25 protein-coding genes and 4 pseudogenes are annotated in these 24,286 nt (G+C 34.9%); 19 read left to right on the top strand and 10 right to left on the bottom strand.

What is annotated here, in order from left to right; translation table 11 throughout:
- Window positions 1-37 precede the first annotated feature (37 nt).
- The 8 genes and pseudogenes from AC3WVA_RS25780 (at window position 38) to AC3WVA_RS25745 (ending at window position 8,938) form a co-directional block, all read left to right on the top strand.
- A pseudogene (locus AC3WVA_RS25780) lies at window positions 38-521 on the top strand (coproporphyrinogen III oxidase).
- Window positions 522-744: 223 nt separating this feature from the next.
- On the top strand, window positions 745-2,745 hold the full coding sequence (gene tkt, locus AC3WVA_RS25775; protein ID WP_098881564.1) for a transketolase: 2,001 nt from the start codon (window positions 745-747) through the stop codon (window positions 2,743-2,745).
- Window positions 2,746-2,901: 156 nt separating this feature from the next.
- Window positions 2,902-3,342, top strand: a complete 441-nt coding sequence (gene sirA, locus AC3WVA_RS25770) for a sporulation inhibitor of replication protein SirA (protein WP_048527522.1) — start codon at window positions 2,902-2,904, stop codon at window positions 3,340-3,342.
- Between the two features lie 78 nt (window positions 3,343-3,420).
- Window positions 3,421-3,642, top strand: coding sequence for a YneF family protein (locus tag AC3WVA_RS25765; protein ID WP_001123316.1), 222 nt, complete (start codon window positions 3,421-3,423; stop codon window positions 3,640-3,642).
- Between the two features lie 123 nt (window positions 3,643-3,765).
- Window positions 3,766-5,517: an ABC transporter ATP-binding protein gene (locus AC3WVA_RS25760; protein WP_492322263.1), complete on the top strand. Its 1,752-nt coding sequence runs from the start codon at window positions 3,766-3,768 to the stop codon at window positions 5,515-5,517.
- A complete protein-coding gene (locus AC3WVA_RS25755) occupies window positions 5,517-7,280 on the top strand; it encodes an ABC transporter ATP-binding protein (protein WP_088314459.1) in 1,764 nt (587 codons plus the stop codon). Before AC3WVA_RS25760 ends, AC3WVA_RS25755 begins: the two co-directional genes overlap by 1 nt.
- A 119-nt stretch (window positions 7,281-7,399) precedes the next feature.
- Window positions 7,400-8,419, top strand: coding sequence for a nuclease-related domain-containing protein (locus AC3WVA_RS25750; protein ID WP_098346183.1), 1,020 nt, complete (start codon window positions 7,400-7,402; stop codon window positions 8,417-8,419).
- Window positions 8,420-8,791: 372 nt separating this feature from the next.
- The gene (locus AC3WVA_RS25745) at window positions 8,792-8,938 is read left to right on the top strand and encodes a BC1881 family protein (RefSeq protein ID WP_048527526.1); all 147 of its coding nucleotides are present in this window, start codon (window positions 8,792-8,794) and stop codon (window positions 8,936-8,938) included.
- 415 nt (window positions 8,939-9,353) lie between these two features.
- On the opposite strand, the gene AC3WVA_RS25740 is transcribed toward AC3WVA_RS25745, so the two are convergent.
- Entirely contained in the window at window positions 9,354-9,560 is a 207-nt protein-coding gene (locus tag AC3WVA_RS25740) for a DUF3903 domain-containing protein (protein WP_000624203.1), read from the bottom strand.
- Between the two features lie 142 nt (window positions 9,561-9,702).
- Between AC3WVA_RS25740 and AC3WVA_RS25735 the strand changes: the two genes are divergently transcribed.
- A complete protein-coding gene (locus tag AC3WVA_RS25735; RefSeq protein ID WP_048527527.1) occupies window positions 9,703-10,116 on the top strand; it encodes an NUDIX hydrolase in 414 nt (137 codons plus the stop codon).
- An 11-nt stretch (window positions 10,117-10,127) separates the two neighbouring features.
- Here the strand turns inward: AC3WVA_RS25735 and AC3WVA_RS25730 are convergent, their stop codons facing one another.
- Entirely contained in the window at window positions 10,128-10,805 is a 678-nt protein-coding gene (locus AC3WVA_RS25730) for an LrgB family protein (protein ID WP_000578956.1), read from the bottom strand.
- Window positions 10,802-11,167 carry a CidA/LrgA family holin-like protein gene (locus tag AC3WVA_RS25725; RefSeq protein ID WP_000872364.1) on the bottom strand — a complete coding sequence of 122 codons (366 nt, stop codon included), beginning with the start codon at window positions 11,165-11,167 and terminating at the stop codon, window positions 10,802-10,804. The genes AC3WVA_RS25730 and AC3WVA_RS25725 overlap by 4 nt, the downstream gene beginning before the upstream one ends.
- Before the next feature lie 152 nt (window positions 11,168-11,319).
- Here AC3WVA_RS25725 and alsR point away from each other — a divergent pair, with 152 nt between their 5' ends.
- Window positions 11,320-12,225: an acetoin biosynthesis transcriptional regulator AlsR gene (alsR, locus tag AC3WVA_RS25720; protein ID WP_048527530.1), complete on the top strand. Its 906-nt coding sequence runs from the start codon at window positions 11,320-11,322 to the stop codon at window positions 12,223-12,225.
- A 28-nt stretch (window positions 12,226-12,253) separates the two neighbouring features.
- Here the strand turns inward: alsR and AC3WVA_RS25715 are convergent, their stop codons facing one another.
- Window positions 12,254-12,886 (bottom strand): YgaN family protein, encoded by a 633-nt coding sequence (locus AC3WVA_RS25715; RefSeq protein ID WP_098520410.1) that lies wholly within the window; start codon window positions 12,884-12,886, stop codon window positions 12,254-12,256.
- Window positions 12,887-13,065: 179 nt separating this feature from the next.
- Here AC3WVA_RS25715 and AC3WVA_RS25710 point away from each other — a divergent pair, with 179 nt between their 5' ends.
- The 3 genes from AC3WVA_RS25710 (at window position 13,066) to AC3WVA_RS25700 (ending at window position 15,571) form a co-directional block, all read left to right on the top strand.
- Window positions 13,066-13,632, top strand: coding sequence for an ABC transporter permease (locus AC3WVA_RS25710; protein WP_098346181.1), 567 nt, complete (start codon window positions 13,066-13,068; stop codon window positions 13,630-13,632).
- Window positions 13,633-13,722: 90 nt separating this feature from the next.
- Window positions 13,723-14,634, top strand: a complete 912-nt coding sequence (locus tag AC3WVA_RS25705) for an ABC transporter ATP-binding protein (protein WP_141539488.1) — start codon at window positions 13,723-13,725, stop codon at window positions 14,632-14,634.
- A complete protein-coding gene (locus AC3WVA_RS25700) occupies window positions 14,627-15,571 on the top strand; it encodes an ABC transporter permease (RefSeq protein ID WP_098346179.1) in 945 nt (314 codons plus the stop codon). The genes AC3WVA_RS25705 and AC3WVA_RS25700 overlap by 8 nt, the downstream gene beginning before the upstream one ends.
- Before the next feature lie 36 nt (window positions 15,572-15,607).
- On the opposite strand, the gene AC3WVA_RS25695 is transcribed toward AC3WVA_RS25700, so the two are convergent.
- Both AC3WVA_RS25695 and AC3WVA_RS25690 read right to left on the bottom strand, forming a co-directional pair.
- Entirely contained in the window at window positions 15,608-16,753 is a 1,146-nt protein-coding gene (locus tag AC3WVA_RS25695) for a M20 peptidase aminoacylase family protein (RefSeq protein WP_098346178.1), read from the bottom strand.
- Between the two features lie 238 nt (window positions 16,754-16,991).
- A complete protein-coding gene (locus AC3WVA_RS25690; RefSeq protein ID WP_098346177.1) occupies window positions 16,992-17,900 on the bottom strand; it encodes an EamA family transporter in 909 nt (302 codons plus the stop codon).
- A 325-nt stretch (window positions 17,901-18,225) separates the two neighbouring features.
- Here AC3WVA_RS25690 and AC3WVA_RS25685 point away from each other — a divergent pair.
- The 3 genes and pseudogenes from AC3WVA_RS25685 to AC3WVA_RS25675 all read left to right on the top strand — a co-directional run bounded on the left by AC3WVA_RS25685 (window position 18,226) and on the right by AC3WVA_RS25675 (window position 19,690).
- Window positions 18,226-18,369, top strand: a pseudogene (locus AC3WVA_RS25685) (peptidase T).
- Window positions 18,370-18,385: 16 nt separating this feature from the next.
- Complete coding sequence (gene ccdA / locus AC3WVA_RS25680; protein ID WP_098346176.1) at window positions 18,386-19,093, top strand: cytochrome c-type biogenesis protein CcdA; 708 nt, start codon at window positions 18,386-18,388, stop codon at window positions 19,091-19,093.
- A 90-nt stretch (window positions 19,094-19,183) separates the two neighbouring features.
- A complete protein-coding gene (locus AC3WVA_RS25675) occupies window positions 19,184-19,690 on the top strand; it encodes a CcdC family protein (protein WP_001028640.1) in 507 nt (168 codons plus the stop codon).
- 63 nt (window positions 19,691-19,753) lie between these two features.
- Here the strand turns inward: AC3WVA_RS25675 and AC3WVA_RS25670 are convergent.
- A pseudogene (locus AC3WVA_RS25670) lies at window positions 19,754-20,655 on the bottom strand (DUF7927 domain-containing protein); the annotation flags it as partial.
- Between AC3WVA_RS25670 and AC3WVA_RS25665 the strand changes: the two are divergent.
- Window positions 20,653-21,044: pseudogene (locus AC3WVA_RS25665) on the top strand (hypothetical protein); the annotation flags it as partial. The pseudogenes AC3WVA_RS25670 and AC3WVA_RS25665 overlap by 3 nt on opposite strands.
- A gap of 30 nt (window positions 21,045-21,074) precedes the next feature.
- On the opposite strand, the gene AC3WVA_RS25660 reads toward AC3WVA_RS25665, so the two are convergent.
- Window positions 21,075-21,515, bottom strand: a complete 441-nt coding sequence (locus AC3WVA_RS25660; RefSeq protein WP_098346175.1) for a DUF2621 domain-containing protein — start codon at window positions 21,513-21,515, stop codon at window positions 21,075-21,077.
- 103 nt (window positions 21,516-21,618) lie between these two features.
- A complete protein-coding gene (locus AC3WVA_RS25655; protein ID WP_000262403.1) occupies window positions 21,619-21,915 on the bottom strand; it encodes a hypothetical protein in 297 nt (98 codons plus the stop codon).
- A gap of 253 nt (window positions 21,916-22,168) precedes the next feature.
- Here AC3WVA_RS25655 and AC3WVA_RS25650 point away from each other — a divergent pair, with 253 nt between their 5' ends.
- Together AC3WVA_RS25650 and AC3WVA_RS25645 are read left to right on the top strand one after the other, a co-directional pair.
- Window positions 22,169-22,747 (top strand): AAA family ATPase, encoded by a 579-nt coding sequence (locus AC3WVA_RS25650; RefSeq protein WP_098346174.1) that lies wholly within the window; start codon window positions 22,169-22,171, stop codon window positions 22,745-22,747.
- A gap of 65 nt (window positions 22,748-22,812) precedes the next feature.
- Complete coding sequence (locus AC3WVA_RS25645; protein WP_098346173.1) at window positions 22,813-23,316, top strand: DJ-1/PfpI family protein; 504 nt, start codon at window positions 22,813-22,815, stop codon at window positions 23,314-23,316.
- A 3-nt stretch (window positions 23,317-23,319) separates the two neighbouring features.
- On the opposite strand, the gene AC3WVA_RS25640 is transcribed toward AC3WVA_RS25645, so the two are convergent.
- Complete coding sequence (locus AC3WVA_RS25640) at window positions 23,320-24,276, bottom strand: class I SAM-dependent methyltransferase (RefSeq protein ID WP_141539489.1); 957 nt, start codon at window positions 24,274-24,276, stop codon at window positions 23,320-23,322.
- Window positions 24,277-24,286 lie beyond the last annotated feature (10 nt).

Genomic DNA, 24,286 nt, shown 5'->3' with positions numbered 1-24,286 from the left:
ATGAATGTAGACATTATGGAAAAACAGGGGGGATATTTTGGCTTTACAACATGATTTTGTATTTGTTTCAAATGAAAAAAAAGGATTAGATTTTAAAGGTATAGATTGGATTGAACTTTGTTTGTTATATAAAGAAGAGGCAACGATAGATGAGTGTGTTGTATTAAGTGATGAGCTAATCGTATATCTATTAGATTTCATTCATTGGATTCCGACCTATTATCCAGCGAAAAGAGCAGAAGGATTTGGAATTCATTATTATGGTATTACAAAAATAGAACAGCGAGGGGCAGTGATAGCAGAACAGTTATTTTGTTCGCTCGTTAGCATGTTTTCTTTAGCGCCAGAAATAATCGAATTGACAGGACAGTTTCAATGGGAAAATGATAATAATACGGATGGAGAATATGAAAGATACGTATTTAATCGAGATAAATTATGCCAAGACTTACGGTCGTTTATTTTTTTTGCTTCGTAGAGTGAAAAATGGGGAAGGATATATTTTGCATTATGGAATTTAAAATTGATGAATAAATATACAGATAATTCCCTTTCTTTTTAAAATAAAAACAATGAAAAAGTATGTCATATTGAATGCCCATACATTCCTGAAATCATTGATTTTTTTATAAAAAACCAAAAAAATATCAACATATTTGTCGATACATGTTGTATAATCTTGCGTGGGAAGCTATCATATAAATGTATAAAACGTTTACTAATATAAGCGAAGGGAAGAATAGCATGTCACATTCAATCGAACAACTTTCTATCAACACGATTCGCACATTATCCATCGATGCGATTGAAAAAGCAAACTCTGGTCACCCAGGAATGCCAATGGGTGCAGCACCAATGGCTTATACATTATGGACTCAATTTATGAAACACAATCCAAATAACCCAACGTGGTTTAACCGTGATCGTTTCGTATTATCTGCAGGTCATGGTTCAATGTTATTATACAGCCTACTTCACCTATCTGGTTATGATGTAACAATGGATGACTTAAAGAACTTCCGTCAATGGGGAAGCAAAACTCCAGGACATCCTGAGTACGGTCATACAGCTGGTGTAGATGCAACTACTGGTCCACTTGGACAAGGTATTTCAACTGCTGTAGGTATGGCAATGGCTGAAAGACATTTAGCTGCTAAATATAACCGTGATGCGTATAATGTAGTAGATCATTATACATACGCTATTTGTGGTGATGGAGATTTAATGGAAGGCGTTTCTGCTGAAGCATCTTCATTAGCTGCTCATTTACAATTAGGTCGTCTTGTTGTGCTTTACGATTCAAATGATATTTCATTAGATGGCGATTTAAATCGTTCATTCTCTGAAAGCGTAGAAGATCGTTACAAAGCATACGGATGGCAAGTAATCCGTGTTGAGGATGGAAACGATATTGAAGCTATCGCGAAAGCAATCGAAGACGCGAAAGCTGACGAAAAACGCCCAACGCTAATTGAAGTAAGAACGACAATTGGTTTCGGTTCTCCAAACAAATCAGGAAAATCAGCTTCACATGGTTCTCCACTTGGTGTAGAAGAAACAAAGTTAACGAAAGAAGCATATGCTTGGACAGCTGAGCAAGATTTCCATGTAGCAGAAGAAGTATATGACAACTTCCGTAAAACAGTACAAGATGTTGGTGAAACTGCGCAAGCAGAGTGGAATACGATGCTAGGTGAATATGCACAAGAATACCCAGAATTAGCAAACGAACTGCAATCAGCAATGAATGGTCTTCTTCCAGAAGGTTGGGAGCAAAACTTACCAACTTATGAATTAGGATCAAAAGCAGCGACTCGTAATTCTTCAGGTGCTGTAATTAATGCAATTGCAGAGTCTGTACCATCATTCTTCGGTGGATCTGCTGACCTTGCTGGTTCTAACAAAACATATATGAATAACGAAAAAGACTTTACAAGAGATGATTACAGCGGAAAAAATATTTGGTACGGTGTACGTGAGTTCGCAATGGGTGCAGCAATGAACGGTATTGCACTACATGGCGGTTTAAAAACTTACGGTGGTACGTTCTTCGTATTCTCTGATTACTTACGTCCAGCAATTCGTCTTGCAGCATTAATGCAATTGCCAGTAACGTATGTATTCACACACGACAGTATCGCTGTTGGTGAAGATGGTCCAACACATGAACCAATCGAGCAATTAGCAGCGCTACGTGCAATGCCAAATGTATCTGTTATTCGTCCAGCTGATGGCAACGAATCTGTTGCAGCTTGGAGACTAGCTCTAGAATCTACAAACAAACCAACTGCTTTAGTATTAACTCGTCAAGACCTTCCAACATTAGAAGGTGCAAAAGACGATACGTATGAAAAAGTAGCAAAAGGTGCATATGTAGTTTCTGCAAGCAAAAAAGAAACAGCTGATGTAATCTTACTTGCAACTGGATCTGAAGTAAGTCTAGCTGTTGAAGCACAAAAAGCTCTAGCAGCAGACGGCGTTGACGCATCTGTTGTCAGCATGCCATCTATGGATCGCTTTGAAGCTCAAACTGCTGAGTACAAAGAATCTGTATTACCAAAAGCAGTAACAAAACGTTTCGCAATCGAAATGGGTGCAACATTCGGATGGCACCGTTACGTAGGTCTTGAAGGAGATGTGTTAGGTATCGATACATTCGGTGCTTCTGCTCCTGGTGAGAAGATTATGGAAGAGTATGGATTTACTGTAGAGAACGTTGTTCGTAAAGTAAAAGAAATGCTTTAATGATTTTAGAAAAATCTCTCCAGCATGGAGAGGTTTTTCTATGTAAATGAGTTTTTTCGACAGAAAAAGTTTTTTATCTCTCCGCAGTCAGACAATCATTGCAAAATTTCTTCTATATAATGAAGAGAAAAGGTTGTCCAGATTGGGAGGCGAAAGATGAAAACGTATGAATTGTATTTAATTCAAGAGGATATTGCGAAGGCTTACTTTGGTCGTGAATATTTGTTTTTTGATTTATTTGCTCGATTTTCAGAATCTGGGTCCCTTTCGGAGAGAAAAGTGTTATATAAACAAATGATGTATATAACGATGCCATTACAAGTAATGAAAATTCATCATAAATTAGAACAAGCTTTGCGCGTTCTTGGTAAATATGATCGAACACATCATACACATACACTTTATACAGGAGCGGAATACGGCGAAATAATGGTGAAGCCACACTATATTCGTATGAATACCTCTGGAAATGTCTCTATGGAAACGACTTTCTTTGAGGTGTTAAGGAAGTGTGAATTAACATTTTTAGCTATGGATTATGAAAATACAAAGTACGGATGGCTGAATCCTCTAAAACAAGTACGAACATATGTGTAAAAAATGTCGAATTGTATCTTGTCTTATTGAAAAGGTTTTAGTACACTGTAAGGTAGACAACATGAAGGAGGAAAATATATGCCAATTTGGTTAGGTATTCTAGTGGGCGTAGTAGCACTAGTAGCAGGCGTGGCGTTAGGATTTTTCATTGCCCGCAAATACATGATGAACTACTTAGAAAAAAATCCACCAATTAATGAACAAATGTTAAAAATGATGATGATGCAAATGGGACAAAAACCTTCCCAAAAGAAAATCAATCAAATGATGAGCGCAATGAGCAAGCAACAAACAAAATAAGCGCTAAAAGACACTCGCTAAGAGTGTCTTTTCTTTTTGTTAGTTATAGAGTTTAAAACTTTTAAAAATTCTGTATCTTTGGTAAACTGAAAACATCGCTCATTTTAAGGGAGGAGGAGAAGAATGAAGGTATTTATTAATTTAGCGTGGTTTTTTAAACAGGAAAAACGAGCGTACATAATCGGAATTATTATGTTATTTGGTGTCGCGCTTCTTGAACTTGTAGCCCCGAAAGTACTAGGTATTGTAGTAGATGAAATTAGTAATGGAACATTAACATCTGAAAAATTGTTGAAGTGGGTTATTCTGTTAGTAGTTGTAGGGATTACTATGTACATATTACGTTATTTATGGCGTATTATGATTTTTGGATCTTCGTTAAAACTAGCTCGTCAATTACGGAAGAATTTATACGAACATTTTACGAAGATGAGTCCATCTTTTTATCAATCACGTCGTACGGGTGATTTGATGGCGCATGCGACTAATGATATTCAGGCGATTCAACAAACTGCTGGATCGGGCGTTTTAACACTGGTTGACTCATTAGCAGTTGGGGGATGTGTACTCGTAGCGATGGGTTTTACAATTAGTTGGAAGTTAACATTGTTAAGCTTAATTCCAATGCCGATTGTAGCGATTTCGACAAACTATTATGGAACGTTATTACATAAAAGGTTTCATAAAGCGCAGCAATCGTTTTCGGAAATCAATGATAAAGTGCAAGAGAGTATGAGTGGGATGAAGGTAATCCGGTCCCTTGGACAAGAGCAAGAAGATTTACAAGCATTCCGAAAAAAGTCAGAAGATGTTGTACATAAAAATATGTTAGTCGCACGTATTGATTCGTTGTTTGATCCGACAATCTCACTTATCGTTGGATTTTCTTTTTTAATTGCAGTATGTTACGGGTCGGTATTAGTTGTGAGAGGCGAATTAACTGTAGGTAATCTTGTTACATTTACAACGTATTTAGGTACCCTCGTTTGGCCAATGTTAGCGTTTGGATGGTTGTTTAATATTATGGAGCGTGGGCGTGCTTCGTATGATCGTGTAGAGAAAATACTCTCTCAAAAATCAGATGTCGTAAATAGAGAAGATGCTGTACATAAAGTAGCAAGCGGTGATGTGACATTTGCGGTTGATTCATTTTCATATAAGAAAAATGAATTGTTGCAGCTAATAGATGTTCACTTTGATTTGAAGAAAGGTGAAACACTAGGCGTTGTCGGCCGTACAGGTGCGGGGAAAACGACGTTATTAAAATGTTTAATCCGTGAGTATGATCATTTTAATGGTGAATTAAAAGTTGGGGAGCGGGATATTCGTGATGTAACACTTTACGGTGTTCGTTCTGCCATTTCATATGTGCCGCAAGATCATTTTTTATTTTCAGCGAGTATTGGAGAAAATATTGCCTTTGGAAAGGCGGATGCTACATATAATGAAATTACCCGTGCTGCAGAGATCGCTTGTATTCATAATGACATCCTCCAATTTTCAGAAGGGTATGAAACAGTAGTAGGAGAAAGAGGAGTTTCGTTATCTGGAGGTCAAAAACAGAGAATTTCTATTGCGCGTGCCTTATTAACAGATGCTGAAATTTTAATTATGGATGATTGTTTATCAGCAGTAGATGCAAAAACAGAAGAAACGATTTTAAGCGCATTAAAGAGGGAAAGAGCAGGGAAAACAACGATTATTACTGCTCATCGTTTAAGTGCAATTCAACATGCCAATCTTATACTTGTTGTGGATGATGGGCGAATTGTGCAACGAGGTACACATGAGCAATTAATGGAAGAAAACGGTTGGTATAAAGAAATGTATGAGAGCCAGCAGTTAGAAGCATTAGTCGAGAAAGGAGGCGTATGATGACTAAGAAGAAGCAGAGTGATTTAAGTAGGTTACTTTCTTATATGAAGCCATATAAAGGATTGCTATCTTTAGCATTTATCTTTTTAGTTGGTGCAACTGTAACCGAAATGATGGGGCCTTTTTTAATTAAACAATTTCTTGATGAACATTTAGTACCACGTAACTTTGATCAATCAGCACTTGTTACATTATTTGTAGTGTATCTTATTGCTCATTTATTAAAAGTATTATTTACGTATTTAGACTTATTATATTTTCAAAATATCGCTTTTAAAATTGTTCAAGATATGCGTGTGGAAGTATATGATCATGTTCAAAAGTTGTCATTAAGTTTCTTTGATCGTACGCCGATTGGTACGCTCGTATCGCGCATAACGAATGATACGGAAGCAATTAAAGATTTTTATGTAAGTGTATTGTCCACATTTGTCAAAAATGTAGTCTTTTTAATAGGTATTGTAGTAGCAATGTTTTTATTAAATGTAAAATTAGCTCTATTTTCTCTCGTATTAATTCCGATCATGTTTGCAATTATGGTGCTATATCGCCGGAAAAGTGCAGTTTTTTATTTAGAAGTACGTAATCAACTTAGCGTGCTAAATGCAAAGTTAAATGAGTCCATTCAAGGAATGAATATTGTTCAAGTGTTCAGACAAGAAAAGCGCATGAGAAAAGAGTTTGAAGAAGTGAATGATAAACATTATAGTGCAGGGCGACGTACGTTAAAGTTAGATGCGTTACTTTTACGCCCAGCAACGGATTTAGTTCATATTGTAGCTATTGCGTTAGTCCTTGGTTTATTTGGAATTGATGCTTTAAAGAGCCCTGTTGAAGTAGGAGTTCTATATGCCTTTGTTAACTATATACACCGTTTCTTCCAGCCTGTAAATGAGATGATGATGAAATTATCATTTTTCCAACAGGCACTTGTTTCATCATCACGTGTATTTCATTTAATGGATGAAAAAGATTTAGCGCCAGTTCAGAAAGGGGAGGGAAATCCTCAAGTCGTTAATGGAGATATTGAATTTAAAAATGTTACTTTTTCATATGATGGTAAACGAGATGTTTTAAAAAATGTATCTTTTCACGTGAAACAAGGGCAAACGGTTGCTTTCGTTGGACACACTGGTAGTGGAAAAAGTACCATTATGAATTTGTTAATGCGATTTTATAATATTAATTCCGGAAATATTGTAATAGATGGTGTAGATTTAGAGAAATTTACAGAACAAGAAATTAGAAAAAAAATAGGACTCGTGTTGCAAGATGCATTTTTATTTGCGGGAAATGTAAAACAAAATATACGTATGTATAATGAAGAGATTACGGATGAAGAAGTAAAAGAAGCAGCGCAATTTGTGCAAGCGAATACGTTTATTGAGAAATTACCAGAGCAGTATGAAACGGAAGTAGTAGAAAGAGGAGCCGCTTTTTCTAGTGGTCAACGACAATTAATTGCCTTCGCTAGAACGATAGCAACGAATCCGAAAGTATTAGTATTGGATGAAGCAACAGCTAATATTGATACAGAAACAGAAGATGCAATCCAAACAGCATTACAGCAAATGCGAAAAGGGAGAACGACTATAGCAATTGCCCACAGATTATCTACAATTCAAGATGCAGATCAAATTTTTGTTATGCATGATGGAGAGATAGTAGAAAGAGGAACACATCAAGAATTACTGAGTAAACAAGGGTTGTATTATAATATGTATTTACTACAAAATAAAGGAAGTTTACAAAAGGCCTTGTAGAATTACAAGGTCTTTTGACTGCGCATGAAATTTTTACAAAAAATATAAGGATAACATAGTATAATGGAGTAGAAATATGTATGGAAAATAGTAGGGAATGAAATGAAGGAGAAAAATATATGGATTATGTGCTAATGGGTGTAATTTTATTATTATTAGCTGCAGTATTCGTACTGTTTTATAAAAATAAACAGCTAGAATCAGAAAGCCAGCAAGTAGAATTTGAAAAGAAACAAGCAATTGAAACGTACGAAAATGAAATTGCAGCTACGGTTACAGAGTATAAAGAGCAACAAAATACATTGAAAAATATGGAGCAGAAAAAATACAATGATTTACAAATAAGTGCAGCTAGAGAACTTGAAAATATGCGGATGATGAAAAATCAATTAGCTGTGCAACATAGTAAAGAACGCAGTGAAATGCAAGAAAAACATAGTAACGAAATACATATGTTTCAAAAGTTAATTGCAGATTTGCGAGAGTATACGAAAAATGGAGCTGAAGTGAGCACACACGAAACATTACAATATATGAAGCGTGGTTTCGTAGAGCAAGGCATAATACTACATAATGAATTTCATATTATGCCGAATGTTTTTATTACAAATCAGCATGGAGGAAATGATCTTCGAATTCATCATCTCGTCTTAAGCAAGACGGGTATATATGTACTTGAGACGAAAGAATGGACAGGGCAATTAATTCATGGCATAACGAAAGAAAATGCTAGTATATATTCATTTATGATTGAGGAAATTGGCAAGTATCAACAAGAGATGGAGAAAGAAGAGACGTTTGCATACATTACAGGTGAAGATTCATTAACGATACAAGTGAAAAATGAAGGGAATCCAGTATATAGAGCGAAGAAACTATCGCATATTCTATACAATTGTTTGAAAGAAAAGCAAGTTGATATTGTAAAGGAAAACGTAAAACCGATTGTATATTTTTATAATGAGAGCGGGAAAGAAGTGCTAGATCTTTCTGAAGAAAAAACGCCGAGATTAAAAGATAGAGAGCAAATTGTAACGTTCTTCAGAAATGAGATCTTAACAGGGAAAGTAATATATACAGAGAAAGAGTTAGAAAAGCTTCGAGAAACTATTAATCGAATGAATTATATAATGAATTAAGAAGACGGGGTTATCACTTCGTACTATTTGGGAACTGAACGAGGCTTTATTCCTATAGATAGTGAACATCTTGTTTTACAATTTGATAGAGATGGTAAAGTTATGGAATATAAGGTGCAAAGAGATTAAAGAACCGTAGAGAAGCTATATATTATAGCTTCTTTTTATTTTTCAATATGTTACGGAAGGTAAGGAAGGATATTGAGTGGAATAAGGAATGAAAGCGGAGGTGATGCATATATATAGATGCATTGGGTTATTTTTATCGTGCATAAACGGGTAGCTCAATTGTTATCAATGCAGAGTGGACTGAAGCTCTACTGATTAAATTTTTACTGTATCATATTGTATAAATGAAAAGGAGGTAAGACGGTGAAAGCTATACCGACTGAAGCCCTGAGTAAAGAATTGATGGAAAGAGAAGGGGTTATATCTATTACAGTAAAAGAATTTGAAAAGATAGAAGTAGCTGGAGTAGTAGTCGCTGGTCCTGCGGTAATTTTGATTAATCAAGACTAAGTACATAGTATCGATTTAGAAAAGTATGAAAAGCATCCGCCCAGGGTGCTTTTTATTTGTATGGCTTTGAAGTGTTCACCAATTATGTATGTTATTGATGGAATAAAAATAATATAGCAAACTAATATGTTTTACGAATGAATTATGTAAGTAATTCATATTTCCCATATAAAAGGATTTGCTTTAATATAATGAGTGTAAAGTTCGAGTATTCGAAGTACTACTTGAATTATATCCCTATCCCTTTTCTAAAAATGCGAACAAGTTTTGCCCTATTCTATTCAATAATTAATTGCATAGAAATATATTGTTCGATGACCATTATGGAACGTACATAATGGAAAAATCCCGATCCTTAAAGAGGATGCCCCTAATCTTCATGTGAAAATATGATCGGATAAGAAAGCTGACCAATTTATGGTCGGCTTTCTTTTTGTTCAAAAGTTATTTCTTCTTTAATTTCCGTTTGCAATAATAAAGCTTTTCCGAAACGACGTTTACATTCCGCACGCACTTTTTCAATGGCTAGTAGCTGAGTAGTGGCGGGAACGGTTACGATAGCTTGGCGAGGTTTTCGATTTTCTTCACAAAAGACACATTCCACAACATATTTAGAAATCATATTTTCATCCTTCCGTTTTTCATTTCTAAGAAGGGATTGCCTTTGAAGTTGATGTAATCTTTCGTCATTGTTTTACTATTTTCCTCTTTTTTTCAAGGAGAAAATAAAAAAGAAGACGAATAGTAGTAGGGGAGGGATGTATATGGAAAGATGGATAGGTTGTGCAGCAGTATGTGTAAACGAAAGAAATGAAATTCTAATGGTGTTACAAGGACAAAAGGGTGAAGAAAAAAGGTGGTCTGTTCCAAGTGGCGGGCTTGAAAAGGGAGAGACACTAGAAGAATGTTGTATTCGAGAAGTTTGGGAAGAAACAGGTTACAATGTGGAAGTTGTAAGTAAAATATATGAAAAAGAAGGTATTACATACGGGGTTCCTGTATACGTCCATTATTATGTCGTTAAAACAATAGGTGGTAGTATGAAAATCCAAGATCCTGATGAATTAATATATGAAATTGCTTGGAAGAGGATAGATGAAATAAAGGAATTAACGCTATCTTTCCCGGAGGATTATGAGATTTTAAATACATATATAAATGAAAAAGCGAGTGTCTAGACACTTGCTTTTTAATGTATCCATGATAAGAAAAGCGGAACAATAACTAAACTAGCTCCTGCTGTTAAAAGCATAGATAAACTTGCAATTGTTCCTTCTACAGGGCCAATTTCGAATGCTTTTGAGGTACCGGTTCCATTTGCGCTCGTGCCTAACATAATGCCTTTTGCGAGCGCTGTTTTAATACGACATATACGTATGAGAGAAGGACCGAGCAATGCCCCTGTTAACGCAGTTAAAACAACAAATACGGCTGTTAATTGTGACATACCACCGATCATTTCTGAAATGGCCATTGCAATTGGTGTCGTTACAATATGAGGTGCTAAACTATGTTCTAATGATGAATCAATTTGAAAATAATTTGCTAGTAGTGCTGAAGTAATAACTGATAAAAATGAACCGACAATGACATTGAGTAAAATAGCTATTCCATGTTTCTTAAGTAAATCAAAATATTTATAGATTGGCCATGCAAAAGCAACTGTTGCAGGTTTTAATAATTCTGTTAACCATTGACCACCTGTTTCGTATGTTTCATAAGGTGTATCTAGTCCGAGTAATAAAGCAATTAAAATAATAGGGCAAACGAGAAGAGGAGAAAGTAAGCTCCAATTCCAGCGTTGATACATTTTCTTCGATATCCAATATGTGAATAGTGTTAATAATAAACAAAGAAAGCCGATCATTGCACGGATCCTTTCCGCTTTAGTAGCAATTCTGTTAAGAGTCCTGTAACGAGAGTGACACAAAGTGTACTAATCATAATAATTAAAATAAGATCGATTCCATATTGTGATAGTGTATCTTTGTAGCGTATGACAGCGACTGCAGAAGGAATGAAAAATAAAATAAGTTCTTTTAATAAAAAGTCTGCTCCGTCTTGTATCCACTCTTTTTTCACTAGGTTAAATTTTAATGAAATTAACAATAGAAAAATACCGATTATACTTCCTGGAACTGGGAGGTGTGCCTGTTTTGCAATCCATTCACCTGTCCAAGCGAAACAAAATAATAATAAAATTTGTCCGCTTAACTTCCACCATTTCATACAGTAACCACCTCTTTCTTTTTTTACATAAAAATTGTAAAAAAGAATTAACAATTTCTACTATACGTTCATTCAAAAAGTTTGTCTAATATATAAATTATATGTTATTAATATATTAGATGTATTAATCGAAAGTGAAAAGGGTGTCCAAAATGGAATTACGGCATTTGCAATATTTTGTTGTAGTGGCAGAGGAGTTACACTTTGGACGAGCAGCCGCTCGTTTACAAATGACACAACCACCGCTTAGTCAACAAATTCAGCAATTAGAAAAAGAAATGGGAGTTATGTTATTTTCAAGAACGAAGAGAAAGGTTGAATTAACAGAAGCTGGAGAAATGTTTTTAAAAGAAGTGAAAAAAGCGTTCGAACAAATTGAAAAAGCAGTAGAGATTGCACAAAGTGCTCAAAGGGGAGAAGTGGGCTCACTTTCAATTGGTTTTGTAGGTGCGGCGATATATGATATTTTACCATCTATCGTAAGGGAGTATAGAAAGAAATTTCCGAGAGTGTCTGTTGCCCTACATGAACTGTCAACACCAGATCAGGTGCATGCACTTCACGATAACCGTATTGATATTGGTTTTTTACGTCCGCCAATTCCAACACAATTGCTAGAGTTAGAACCAATTCAAAAGCTTTCTTGTACGTTATGTTTACCGAAGGCACATCCACTTGCTGAAAAGGATGAAATACATATTGAAGATTTAAGAGATGAACCGTTCGTATTTATTACGAGACCAGTATGGCCAGCATTATATGATACAATTTTATCACTTTGCCGTGAAGTTGGGTTTAGTCCACGTATCGTACAAGAGGCAACAGAATATCAAACAGTTATGGGACTTGTGGCGGCAGGAATCGGAATTACGGTAATACCTGTATCAGCAAATAAATTGTATAAAACAGAAGTCGTATATAAAGAATTATGTGATTCGAATTTTGTTGCGGAAATGTCAGTAGCTTACAAAAAAATGAATACTAATCCAGAACTTTTAGAGTTTTTAAAAATTGCAAGAGAGAAGAAAAGAATTGAAGTTGAGGATGAGATTAATTAATTTATTAAAAAGTACACCTTATTAAACACTAAAGCGGAAATGCAATACTATTGCATTTCCGCTTTAGTGTTCTTTTTAGTTCTATGCTAAAGAGGTAAACATGTTCGTTTTCTTGTAATAGTTGGTCAATAGAGTTTTTTTCCTCAAGCATTAGCACTCTTACGGTTTCATTATTCGTTTTTATAATAGCGGCTAAAGTCGTTTTTTGATTGTATGTTAAGTTAATAGCAGATTGAATAGTAGTAGATGTAGAGCTAGTTACGATCGGTGGTGTTTCTTCAGGAACGAGCATGGAACTACCTTCAATATTAACATACCAATGTTTTTGCGTTTGTACATCTTTATCGAGTTGGGATTGAGGTGGCAAAAAAGAAAGTTTTACTTTCTTTTTTGGAAAATGTGAGGCAGCTATATTCGCAATTTCGTTTGTTTTTTTACCATTTTGATAATAATCAATCGTAGCATGTATTTCATCTTTTTCATTTTTTAGTGTAACGTTATAAAACATTCTATTTCCTTCTCCTATAGGAGTCATTTGTAGAATATCAGATTGTTCTTTTGTTAACTTATATGGTTTAACAGAGGCTACTTCATTTTCTTTTAGTGGGCTACAACTAGTGAGAAATAATAAACACAAGATTGATAGTAATCTTATACGCATGCAATCCCCCCTCTTTTTTTTACAAATATATTCTTAATATGATTTTTTTGCCATTTTTGTTTTCTAGGACTAAAGACTTAGAAACAATTCAGATTGTAGTGCGATGTTTAAAATGTCATATTTTTATACACTAGTAGTATAGAATGAGTTTGTTATGAAGTAAGGTAGGGGAAGAACATATGTCTTTATGTCAGTTAGTGAGAAAAAATATAACAACATTTGCTGCCAAAAGGATGAAGCAATTTATGTGGATTGCTATGAGTACTATGGTTTTGTTTTTTATGATATCGCTCCAATTTAATAAAGGGGCTATTGGGGAATTAGGGACTACACTTTTATTTCAAATGTGTTTTTACACGCTGTTTCTTATATTCATTGTTATATGTATTTTTACTACATATAAAATAATGTTTTCTCTTCTGCAAGTGAGGAAAGAGGAATTTAAATCTTATGTAGCAAAGAATAGGAACGTACTATGTGTATTATGCCAGGAGCAATTATTCATTTATGGCGCAGCGTTTGTTTTTGGATTAGTTAATGGGATGTTATTTTTGAAATTATTTACGATTATCTTTATGAAAATAGTAGGAATACAAGGGGTAAATAGTGCACCGATTACAATGTATGCAATAGTAGTTGTTAGTATAATTATGGTTGTTATCTTCCTATTATCGATGATGCAATGTTTTCGATTTGTTCAAAGTTTACAAGATAAAAATTCGTTTCATTTCAAGGAAAAGGCATGAGAAATCATGCCTTTTTCTATTTTACACAGAAAAATAATCATGTTACAGTGTAAAGGCCTGACAAAGAATGGGAAGGAAAGGTTGTATAGAATGACAAATGAACAATCAATTGTAAAGGTTGAGCGGTTAACGAAGCGAATCGGTTCAAGGACACTTGTAGAAAATATTAGTTTCGAAGTTAAAAAAGGTGAAGTAGTTGGCCTGCTCGGGCCAAATGGTGCTGGAAAAACGACTTTAATGAGAATGATGGTCGGTATGATTCGTATGACAGAGGGCGAAGTTTGGATTGATGGTCAATCTGTAAAACAGCAATTTGAAAGTACTGCTTCGAAAATTGGAGCAGTAATTGAGACACCGGAATTTTATCCTTTCTTGAGTGGCTATGAAAATTTAACATATTTCGGACGAATGAATGGGAACGTGACAGAAGAACGTATTGATGAAGTAGTGAAATTGTTAGGAATGGGACAAGTAATTGACCGCAAAGTAAAAGCATATTCACTCGGCATGAGACAACGTTTAGGAATTGCTCAAGCGCTTATTCACGATCCAGATGTATTGATATTAGATGAACCAACGAATGGATTAGACCCTAGTGGAATACATGAGATGAGAATGTACATAAAGAAAATTGCGCATGAACAAGGGAAAGCGGTACTTGTATCTAGTCACTTACTTTCAGAAGTTGAATTAATGTGTGACAGAGTTATCATTATTCAACACGGAGAATACGTGGCGACGCAAAATATTCAGCATAATCAAAGTGAAGAGATGGAGACAATCCGTATACGTGTAGATGATGCGAATAAAGCAGCAGAAATGTTAGAACAAGATGTTTTAATAAAAGGTAATGATCTCCTTATTCATGTAAAAGATGAAGAAATCCCAAATGTTATTCGTATATTGCTTGAGAAAAACATTCAAGTGTATCGTGTATATGAAGAAAGAAAAACGTTAGAAGAGCAATTTTTAGAATTAACAGGGGGAAAAGATATTGTTTAATTTAGTGTATAACGAACTGTATAAAATATTTAAGCGAAAGCGAACGATTATTCCATTTGCGGTTATTGCAGTATTAGTAATCGGATTAGGATGGGTTACGGTAAAGTATTTGGAACCGGAAACAAAAGGATGGAAAGCGGATTATACAGAACGAACTGTAGAAATTGAGAAAAAGCTAGGCATGAAAAAAGAAGCTATTTTAGCAGAACGATCTGGGGACGAGCTTGTAAAGGAATATCAGCTTAAGATGAAGTACTTAGACACAGATACAGCACCAGCAAGCAGTTCTCCACTTTCTTTCATGAGAGATACAGGTTTTATCGTATTTCCAATATTACTCCCGTTTATCCTCGTGTATGCAAGTACAATTTTTGCGAATGAATATAGCTGGGGAACATATAAATTTTTAACGATACGACCAGCAAGTCGCTTTAAAATTTTGACAGCCAAATTTTTAGCAATTGTAATATTTGCAGCGTTATTGTTTATATTTAATATGATTTTCTCCACTTTAAGTGGACTTGTTATTTATAAATTCCAGCAGCCTGCATGGAGCGAGTTTATTTTCCAAGATGGAAATATAATAAAACAAAATATTTTTGTAGAAGCTAGCAAGTATTATATTTTATCTTGGTTGCCGACGATTGTGTATGCAGCGTTTGCATTTATGATTTCTGTGTTAACAAGATCTAGCGGAGGTGCGATTGGTATTTCACTATTTCTTGCTTTATCTGGAAACATCGCATTACTAGCAGCAACTAGATATGATTGGGCGAAATATTTATTGCCAGCAAACACAGATTTATACAGTATTTCAAAGAATGGCAGTTTTATTGATGGAGTAACGTTCTCGTTTGCTTCATGTATGTTATTACTATATTTATTTGTATTTTTAAGCATTTCCTATACCGCATTTTTAAAACGTGATTTAACTTAATTAAAGAGCCGTTAAGTATTTCTTAACGGCTCTTTTTTATGCGAATTGCTTAAGTGCTTTTTCAGCTAACAAAGCGAAGTATTCTGCACTTATAGGTAATGCCCGCTCGTCTACTGTAAAAGCGGGATGATGCCATTCATGTGTACCACTCGTTCCCATAAAGACGAATGAACCAGGTATTTCTTGTTGATAAAAAGAAAAATCTTCTCCGGCCATTGACGGGGTAGGAGTGATGATATTTAAATTCATATTTTCGGCAACTTGAGTCGATAAGTTTGTTAGAGATGTATCGTTATGAACAGCAGGAGGACCTGCATAAAAACGAAATTCTGTTTTTACACCTAATGCATCAGAAACCCCTTGGATAATACGTTTCATGAGTGTTGGAATCTTTTCGCGTGTTTCCGTTTGGAATGTACGTACAGTTCCTTCCAGCGTAGCTTTTTCAGGAATAACGTTCCACGTATTTCCTGAATGGATGTTTGTGACACTGACGACGGCATTATGTGAAGAATTTATATTTCGGCTTACAATTGTTTGTAGTGCCATCACAATTTGAGAAGACGCGACAATAGGGTCTACCCCAGCATCTGGTACAGCTGCATGTGTACCAACTCCGTGAATTTCAATTTCGAATCGATCAACTCCGGCCATCAGTGGACCATCTTTAATACCGATTGTACCTACTGGCAAATCAGGTTTATTATGCATACCGAAAATAGCTTGAACGCCATGTAAATGTCCGGCTTCAATGACTTTGCAAGCACCATTACTACTCTCTTCAGCTGGCTGGAATATAAAGCGTACCGTTCCACTAAGAGAAAATTCCTTTTCCTTTAATAAATAAGCGGCACCTATAATAGCAGCTGTATGAAAATCATGTCCACAAGCATGCATCCTGCCGTCAATTTTTGAAGCGTACGGCAAATTTGTTTCTTCTTGAATAGGAAGAGCATCAATATCAGCGCGGATTGCTATAAGTGGTCCGCTATTATTCCCTGAAATTTCAGCAATAACGCCTGTTTCTAAATTAGAATTTATAATCGTAATATTTTTTTCTTCTAACCAATTTTTTATAGCTTTCGTCGTTTCAAATTCTTCGTATGATAATTCTGGATGCTCATGTAAATTTCGACGAATAGAAATTAGCGTCTCAGTTAATTGCTCTCGATTTGCTGCCACTTATAATGCCCTCTTTCTTAAATGAAGTATTTACATTAAGTATACAATAAGAAAGGAGAGGATTCTCAAATGAAAATCCTCTCCCGTTTTATCCCGCTTTAATGGGCAGTAAGACCCCCACCTCAAAATTCAGCGAAAGCAAAGAATTTAGGTGGGGGTCTTACTGCCCATAAAAGTCCGATTGGTTCAACTAATAATCAGTGGGGGATGAAGCCCCTCCACTGATTAAAGTTTCACTTTATGCTGCCAATTTTTTGTGTGTATGATGTTTACGATAACGTCCACGCATTGCATAGGCAATTTGCGGGATTGCAATACCGATTAAAATAAGGGATACACCGAACCATTGTGAAGATAGCACAGCTTCTTTTAAAACGAAGACAGACATAAGTGTTGTAACTGGTAGTTCTGCTGCACCAAGAATAGTTGCTAAGCCAGAACCGATTTTTGGAATACCAATTGTAAAGGCGATAGAAGGAATAACGATACTAAATGTTCCTAAACCTAAACCATATTTCCAAAGTCCTTCAGAAATTGCACCATTCAAAATAAATGTTGGCGGGAATACAATCATTACTAAAGTTAAAGCGCCTGCCATTAAGAGAACACCGCGCGGCAATGAAGGTACTTCAACAGCAACTTTTCCGCTCACAAAAATGTATGTTGCAAATGTAACAGCAGATAATAAACCTAATATGATTCCAGTCGTATCGAAATCACCTGCTGATTTTTCTAGTAAACCACTTGATAAAAATGTACCTGCAAGTAAGATAATAACGGAAATTACCTTTTCTCTTGAAGGCAATGTTTTTGTTGCGACTGCTTCAATAATAATTCCGACCCAAACGAATTGGAATAAAAGTATAATTGCAATGGATGCTGGTACAGTTTTTAATGAAGCATAATAAAAAATTCCAGTGAAACTTGCAGATGTACCTGCAACGAATAAAATTAACGCTTGTTTTAATGGAACACGATGTCTAGAAAATAGAAGTGTAATGGCAAGCAAAATAATCCAACCGAACAAATACTGGCTGCCGATTACCTCTCCAAGTGAAAACCCTTCCGCATATGCAAGTTTAACGAAAATAGCTAAAATCCCATAACTACACGCTCCTAATAAAACTAAAAGAGAATAACGAAGCATGAAAAATTCCTCCCATCTATATGAAATTGTTCCGTAACGGACATATATAACTAGAGGGAGTATACAAAATTAAAAATGAAGGGTCAAATAAAAGAAAAGTGTGAAATTTTATAGAATAATAATAAAAGTATGATATTTATGCATAATCTTGAAATTAGTAATAATAGAAGTATTATAAAATCAGGTTTGTATTGTATAAAGACAGCATTTGAAAAAAATTTTTTTAATTAATATGTAGATAGACGTACTCGTAACATGCTAATCATTTGAGAAACTATGTTACCTTTGTTATGTTAATAACAATTAGAGAAGTTTCGTAGTCCAATTGAGATTTTTCTATATAATAGAAGGAAATGAAAACGTTTTTTTAGAAATTGTGTGAAAGAGTAGTTTTTCTTATTATCACGTTGGAAAAGTGATTTCACGAATTGTTCATAGTATTTTTATATGTTTTTGCTACAATATGTAAGGAGAGGAGTGAGGTAATGCAAGATATTAGTATTTTTTTAGCGTTTGGTGCAGGGTTTTTATCATTTATTTCCCCATGTTGCTTACCGCTTTATCCGGCATTTTTATCGTACATAACAGGTATGTCGGTTTCTGAGTTGAAAGAAGAAAATGCAATGCTTCGCAAAAGAAGTATGATACATACAGCGTTTTTCTTACTTGGATTTTCAATTATATTTATTGCAATTGGATTTGGTACAAGTTTTATCGGAGGAATCTTTACAGATTATAAAGATTTAATTAGACAGTTAGGTGGTATATTTATCATCGTGTTCGGTCTTATTATTGTCGGTGTGTTTAAACCGCAATTCTTAATGCAAGACCGTAAATTTACGTTTAAAAATCGTCCGAGTGGCTATTTTGGATCTGTTCTAATTGGATTGGCATTTGCAGCAGGGTGGACACCTTGTACAGGACCGATTTTAGTATCTGTCATTGGATTAGCAGCAACGAACCCAGAATCAGCAATGATTTATATGATTGCATACATACTTGGATTTGCTATCCCATTTTTCGTGCTATCATTCTTTATTACAAAAATGTCTTGGATTAAAAGAAATAGTATGAAATTCATGAAAATCGGGGGATACGTTATGATTATCATGGGTATCTTCCTATACTTTAACTGGATGACGAAAATTATCGTATATTTCTCAAGTTTATTTGGTGGTTTTACTGGTTTTTAGTATTATTCTGTGAAAATGTTGGAAATACTAACGGAAAAGCATATAATGAAAGTATATTTTGCATATAGCCACAAAAAAGGATGAGAAAATATGAACATAGTTGTTTTATCCAGTATCGTTGCTGTTTGTATGGCTGTCGGTGCGATGTTTATTCGTTTAAAAGCAGCTAAGAAACCTGCAACATTGAAAAAAATTATACTTCCACCATTTTTTATGAGTACGGGCGCATTGATGTATGTTTTTCCTGAATTTCGATTAACTCCAGCAGAAATGTTAGAAGCAATTGGTGTCGGTTTGATCTTCTCTATTTTTCTTATTAAAACATCTAAATTTGAAATTAGAGGACAAGAAATTTATTTGAAGCGTTCAAAAGCCTTTGTTTTTATATTAATTGGATTACTTGTCGTGCGAATTGTATTTAAAACATACTTAAGCCAATCTCTTGATTTAGGACAACTTAGTGGTATGTTCTTCTTACTGGCGTTCGCGATGATTGTGTCATGGAGAATTGCGATGTACCGTTCCTTTACGAAATTACAGAAGGAAATGGAAAAAGAAGATGGTTTTTATAATGAAAAAGATATGAAATTAACTTAAAAACTGTATATGTATAAAATAAAAAGACAGCGTTTTTTGACGCTGTCTTTTTATTTTATATTGTTAACATCTTCTGTCCCAGCCGCGCCGTATAAAACGTTCCCCATTAAAGAAACAATTTAAATTTGGTGATACAAACGGACCGATAAATGGAATAATATTTGGCTCTGTAGTCTCATCAACAGGAATCGGTGGCTTAGTAGGATCAGGTCTAAGTGTATAGCGAATGCGGGCGGTATTTTGAATGAGACCGTTTCGCGGCTCTGCTGTTACTTGAACGATAAAACGGACAACAACGGATTCACCTGGATTAACAGTTTCAATAAGAATACCAATTGTCGGATTACTTCCAGGACGTGAAACGCCGTTTACTGTTACTGAATTTGGATAGAAAGTAACTTCGGGAGGCAGTGAATCAGTAATGAGTACATTATTTGCAGGAGTAGCGCCATTGTTATTAAAGATAAGTGTATATGTGTTGAATTCACCGAGTTCTACACGATTTACATTTGCGGTCTTAATAAATGTGTTTGGCTCATTAGGGTTTACTTCTATCGTAATTGGTGGTGTTGTTGTCGTTGTTGTGATAGGTGGTCTAGTCGGATCAGGTTGAGAAGTATACGTAATGGAAGCGATATTTGTAATCATTCTATTAGCTGGAAGTGTAATAACCTGTACTTGGAATGAAATAGTTACTGATTCTGTGTTGGATTAAGAGTTCCGACTGGGATGCCTGTGGATGGATTTGCGTTTGGAACGGGAATGTTATTAATTGTGACACTATTTGGAATGAATGATGTGCCGACAGGAAGTGAGTCTGTAACAGAAATGTCAGTGACAGGAATCGTACCTTCATTTTGGAATGTGATAGTAAATGTAATCGTATCACCTACTGAAACGATGGATTTATCAGCGGTTTTTATCGGATTAATAGTCCCAACGTTTACAGGAGTAATTGTAGTAGGACGGTGACAGCAAGAGCTTTTGTAATGGGGTGAATGGTGATCCGAACTTTACAGGTGATAATTTTCAATTGAACTCTGTGACATTAACAGGACCGAATAATCCAATAGGAAACTTTTTTAGAGGGCAAGTAAATGATATTAATGGGAATTTAAATACAATTGGTAGTTTTGCAAATCGTAATTTTTCTGGAATAACTACAAATGCAAATGCGAGAGCTGAGTTTGATATTACAAATGTAAATGCAACAGGTTCTATTGCACCAAATACGACATCCACACAAGTCAACATTACAGGGACAGGCGATACAATTTATACGAGTGCGGTCGGATTACAAATAGACTTGGCAGAAGCTAGATTAACAGCCGTAAAATCTGTAACTGTAAGTTAAAAAAGATTGCTATAATCTAGCAATCTTTTTTTATGAGGAGGATTTTGTTAGTAAAGATTCATAATGAGAATAATCAATCTCTTTTTCTTGTAGTTTTTTCACTAAAAATTTATGGTCGCGTTTTGGTGTAGCAATAATATATCCTTTAATAATTAAATCTTGTGTAATTATAGAGGCCTTTTCTTGTAATGCCAGTTCTCCAATTTTGCCCGCAATTTTTGATTTAGCAACATCGCGAAATAGTTCCGGAACAGGACTTACGAGCTCTTCTAACAATTGTTTTTGTTCGTCATTCCATAAATGCCTAGTTTTATTAATATAGTGCTCTTCCCAATCTAAAATAGACATACCATCTTCTTTTGGTAATCGTTTTAAAAATTTTCTGAACATAAAGTATCCACCGATAGACATGAGTCCTAATAAAATAACAGTCCATAGCACAATAAACCAACTGAACCATCCTTCGAGCAAGTATATCCCCCCTTAATGATTGCGGTTTTCTATTATTCATATTATAAACAGTGAGATTCATAGAAAGCAAGAACGCTTGGTCATTTTGACCAAGCGTTATCATTTAAACAAAGTATAGTTGTTCCACACATAAATTATTATTATCATCTTCTACATATTCAATGATTAATGTGCCAACTTTACGATCTTTATCTTCAGTTGTGAAAATAGAGTAAGAAGTAAAACGTGCTGTTGATAGGCCGCTTATATGTGTAGGTAAAGAAATGTAGTCGTTATCGCGGAAGAATTCCATCAGTTCAATATCCTCAAATTCTTTTCGGTCAACTTGTTTGTTTGTATAGCGGCGTTGAAGTTGTTTTAAAGACTCATTCCAAGAAATTGCTTTTGTATCGTATACCATTGTTCTATCTCCTTACTGTATGTAATCATTAAGAACATACGTTCTAAACTAGTATACTCTTTTTATTAGAAAAGGGAAAGCAAAAAATAATGTAAGCTTGGATTTCCAAGCTTACATTATCGATGCGTCCGTCATAATCTCTATTTTTATTATAAGTTAGATAAGAATAAGAAACAAGATGATATATATTTTGTTGATGGTTTTCAAAATTCTGTATATTATAGGTGTACTAAAGTGCAAAGGACTGAGAGGGATGGGGTATGTAATTTCACTACAAGGACCGATGGCAAGTGGGAAAACAACATTAGCTAAGAGGTTAGAGCGATGTGGGCTTTCGGTTATATATGAAAATCCTTATCCAATTGTAGAAAAGCGAAAGCAATTAAATTTGAATATGAATTCAAAAGAAGGATTTATTATAAATCAAAAAATGTTTATGGAAGCAAAAATAAAGGAGTTTCAAAATGTGAAAGATTCATTCGTTATTTTTGATCGTGGACCTGAAGATATTGAATTTTACACACTTTTTTATCCAATGATTATAGAAAAAGGGTGGGACATAGAAACAGAATTGAAAGATGAATTATATAAATTAAGAGAATGTCGCTCAGATGCTATTTTTTATTTAGATGTGACGGAAAAGAATGTATATGATAGAAAAAATAACGATAGGACAAGAAAACGAAGTACATTTGAGGAGCAATTTAAATTAGTAGAAACGGAAAAAGACTGGTATAAACAATTTCCTGTAACTTATGTGGACACGAACAGATTAACAGTGGAAGGTTTAGAGGTATATTTTATGAATTGGTTAAAGGAGAGAGGGTTATGAAAAAAATACTTTTATTTGTGTACCCAACATTTGCGGAGTTTGAAATAACGGTAGCTACAGCATAGCTGAAAAATAAATTTGAAATCATTACAGCGAGTGTAACAAAAGAATTGATTATAAGTGAAACAGGTTTGCAAGTGCAATCACATATAGAATTAAGTGAAGTGCGTGTAGAAGAATATGAGGGGATTATCATTCCAGGTGGAGATGCAATACAAATGAAGGAGGCAGAAGGACTCTTCTCAGTCATCTGTCAATTTCACGAACAAGAAAAATTAGTAGCTGCTATTTGTGCTGGACCGTATGCGATAGCAAAAGCAGGCTTATTCAGAGCAATCTCGTATACGGTAACTATGGACTACCGAAAATTGGATTGTTTTCCGGTAGAAAATTTTGTGTATGAAGAAGTTGTGCAGCACTCAAATATTATTACAGCACAGGGGCATGCATTTGTACCATTTGGAATAGCGATTGCCTCTTATTTTGGGGTAACAAACGAACATAATATAAATTTTTACAGTGGTAAGGGGAATGTGATGATGGAGGAGCTTTTGCCTGAGAATGTATAAAAGCTAGCTAATGCTAGCTTTTTCTTTTTGACATCGATAAATGGCTAACGTTTTCGGATCGCGCCATATACCGTTATGAAGTGACAATTCATTTTCTACTTCTTCTTTTAGCCATTTCTTCATTTCGGCGTGAAGATGTGTATTATCAGGTATATTTAGTGATGGAAACATGCTAGAAATATAGTTTACAATTGGAGTAGCATGATGAAAAATGAGAGCATTATGAATAACTGCTTCTTCAACAGTTGGAAAAACAGACTGTAATATCTCTTTACCATTTTCCAAACAAAATGGCGTGACTGAAGATGTTGTTTTCGGTAAATCAAATGCGTCTAACATGCGGTTACACATTTCAACTATACGAGGTAATGTAACGTCAGAATTTGTTGTAGCTAAAAGTGAGCCACCAGGACGTATTACTTTATGGAATCCTTGGACTGTTTTTTCGACGTCTTTCATGTGGTATAACATATGTCTTGCGACGATCCAGTCGTAGCAATTAGCTTCGAAAGGAAGTTTACCAGCGTCACCTAGCCTCCATTCAATTATGCTATTTTTTATTGTGGCTTCAGAAAGCATCGTTTTCGATTGATCCAAACCTGTTAAATGTCCTGTATGACCGTTAGTTTGTAAAAGGGAAAGAAAACTCCCGTTAGCGCACCCAACCTCTAATATTTTTTCATCTCCTTGAAGTTGTAAATGATCCATGACGACTTCATCTAAATTCACATGTTTTTCTTCATAATGTTTATGCGTATCGATACGTGTTTGTAAATGGTTGCTTACGTTGTATTGGCGTTTTACATCATTCATCTTTTCGCATTCCACCTTCGTGCAAAATTGCTGAATTGCGTGCGTTAATACGTCGGTTTTCTTTAAACCTTCGTAATGAAGTGCAGATTCAAACCTTTCAAGTAATTTTTCTTCAATTCGAAAATGAATATCTTTTCGCTTTGTCAATGAAATCTCG

The sequence above is a fragment of the Bacillus sp. EB106-04-02-XG92 genome, assembly GCF_058791995.1.
The sequence above is the reverse complement of the archived record's forward strand: the minus strand, read 5'-3'. Positions and strand labels throughout refer to the sequence as shown.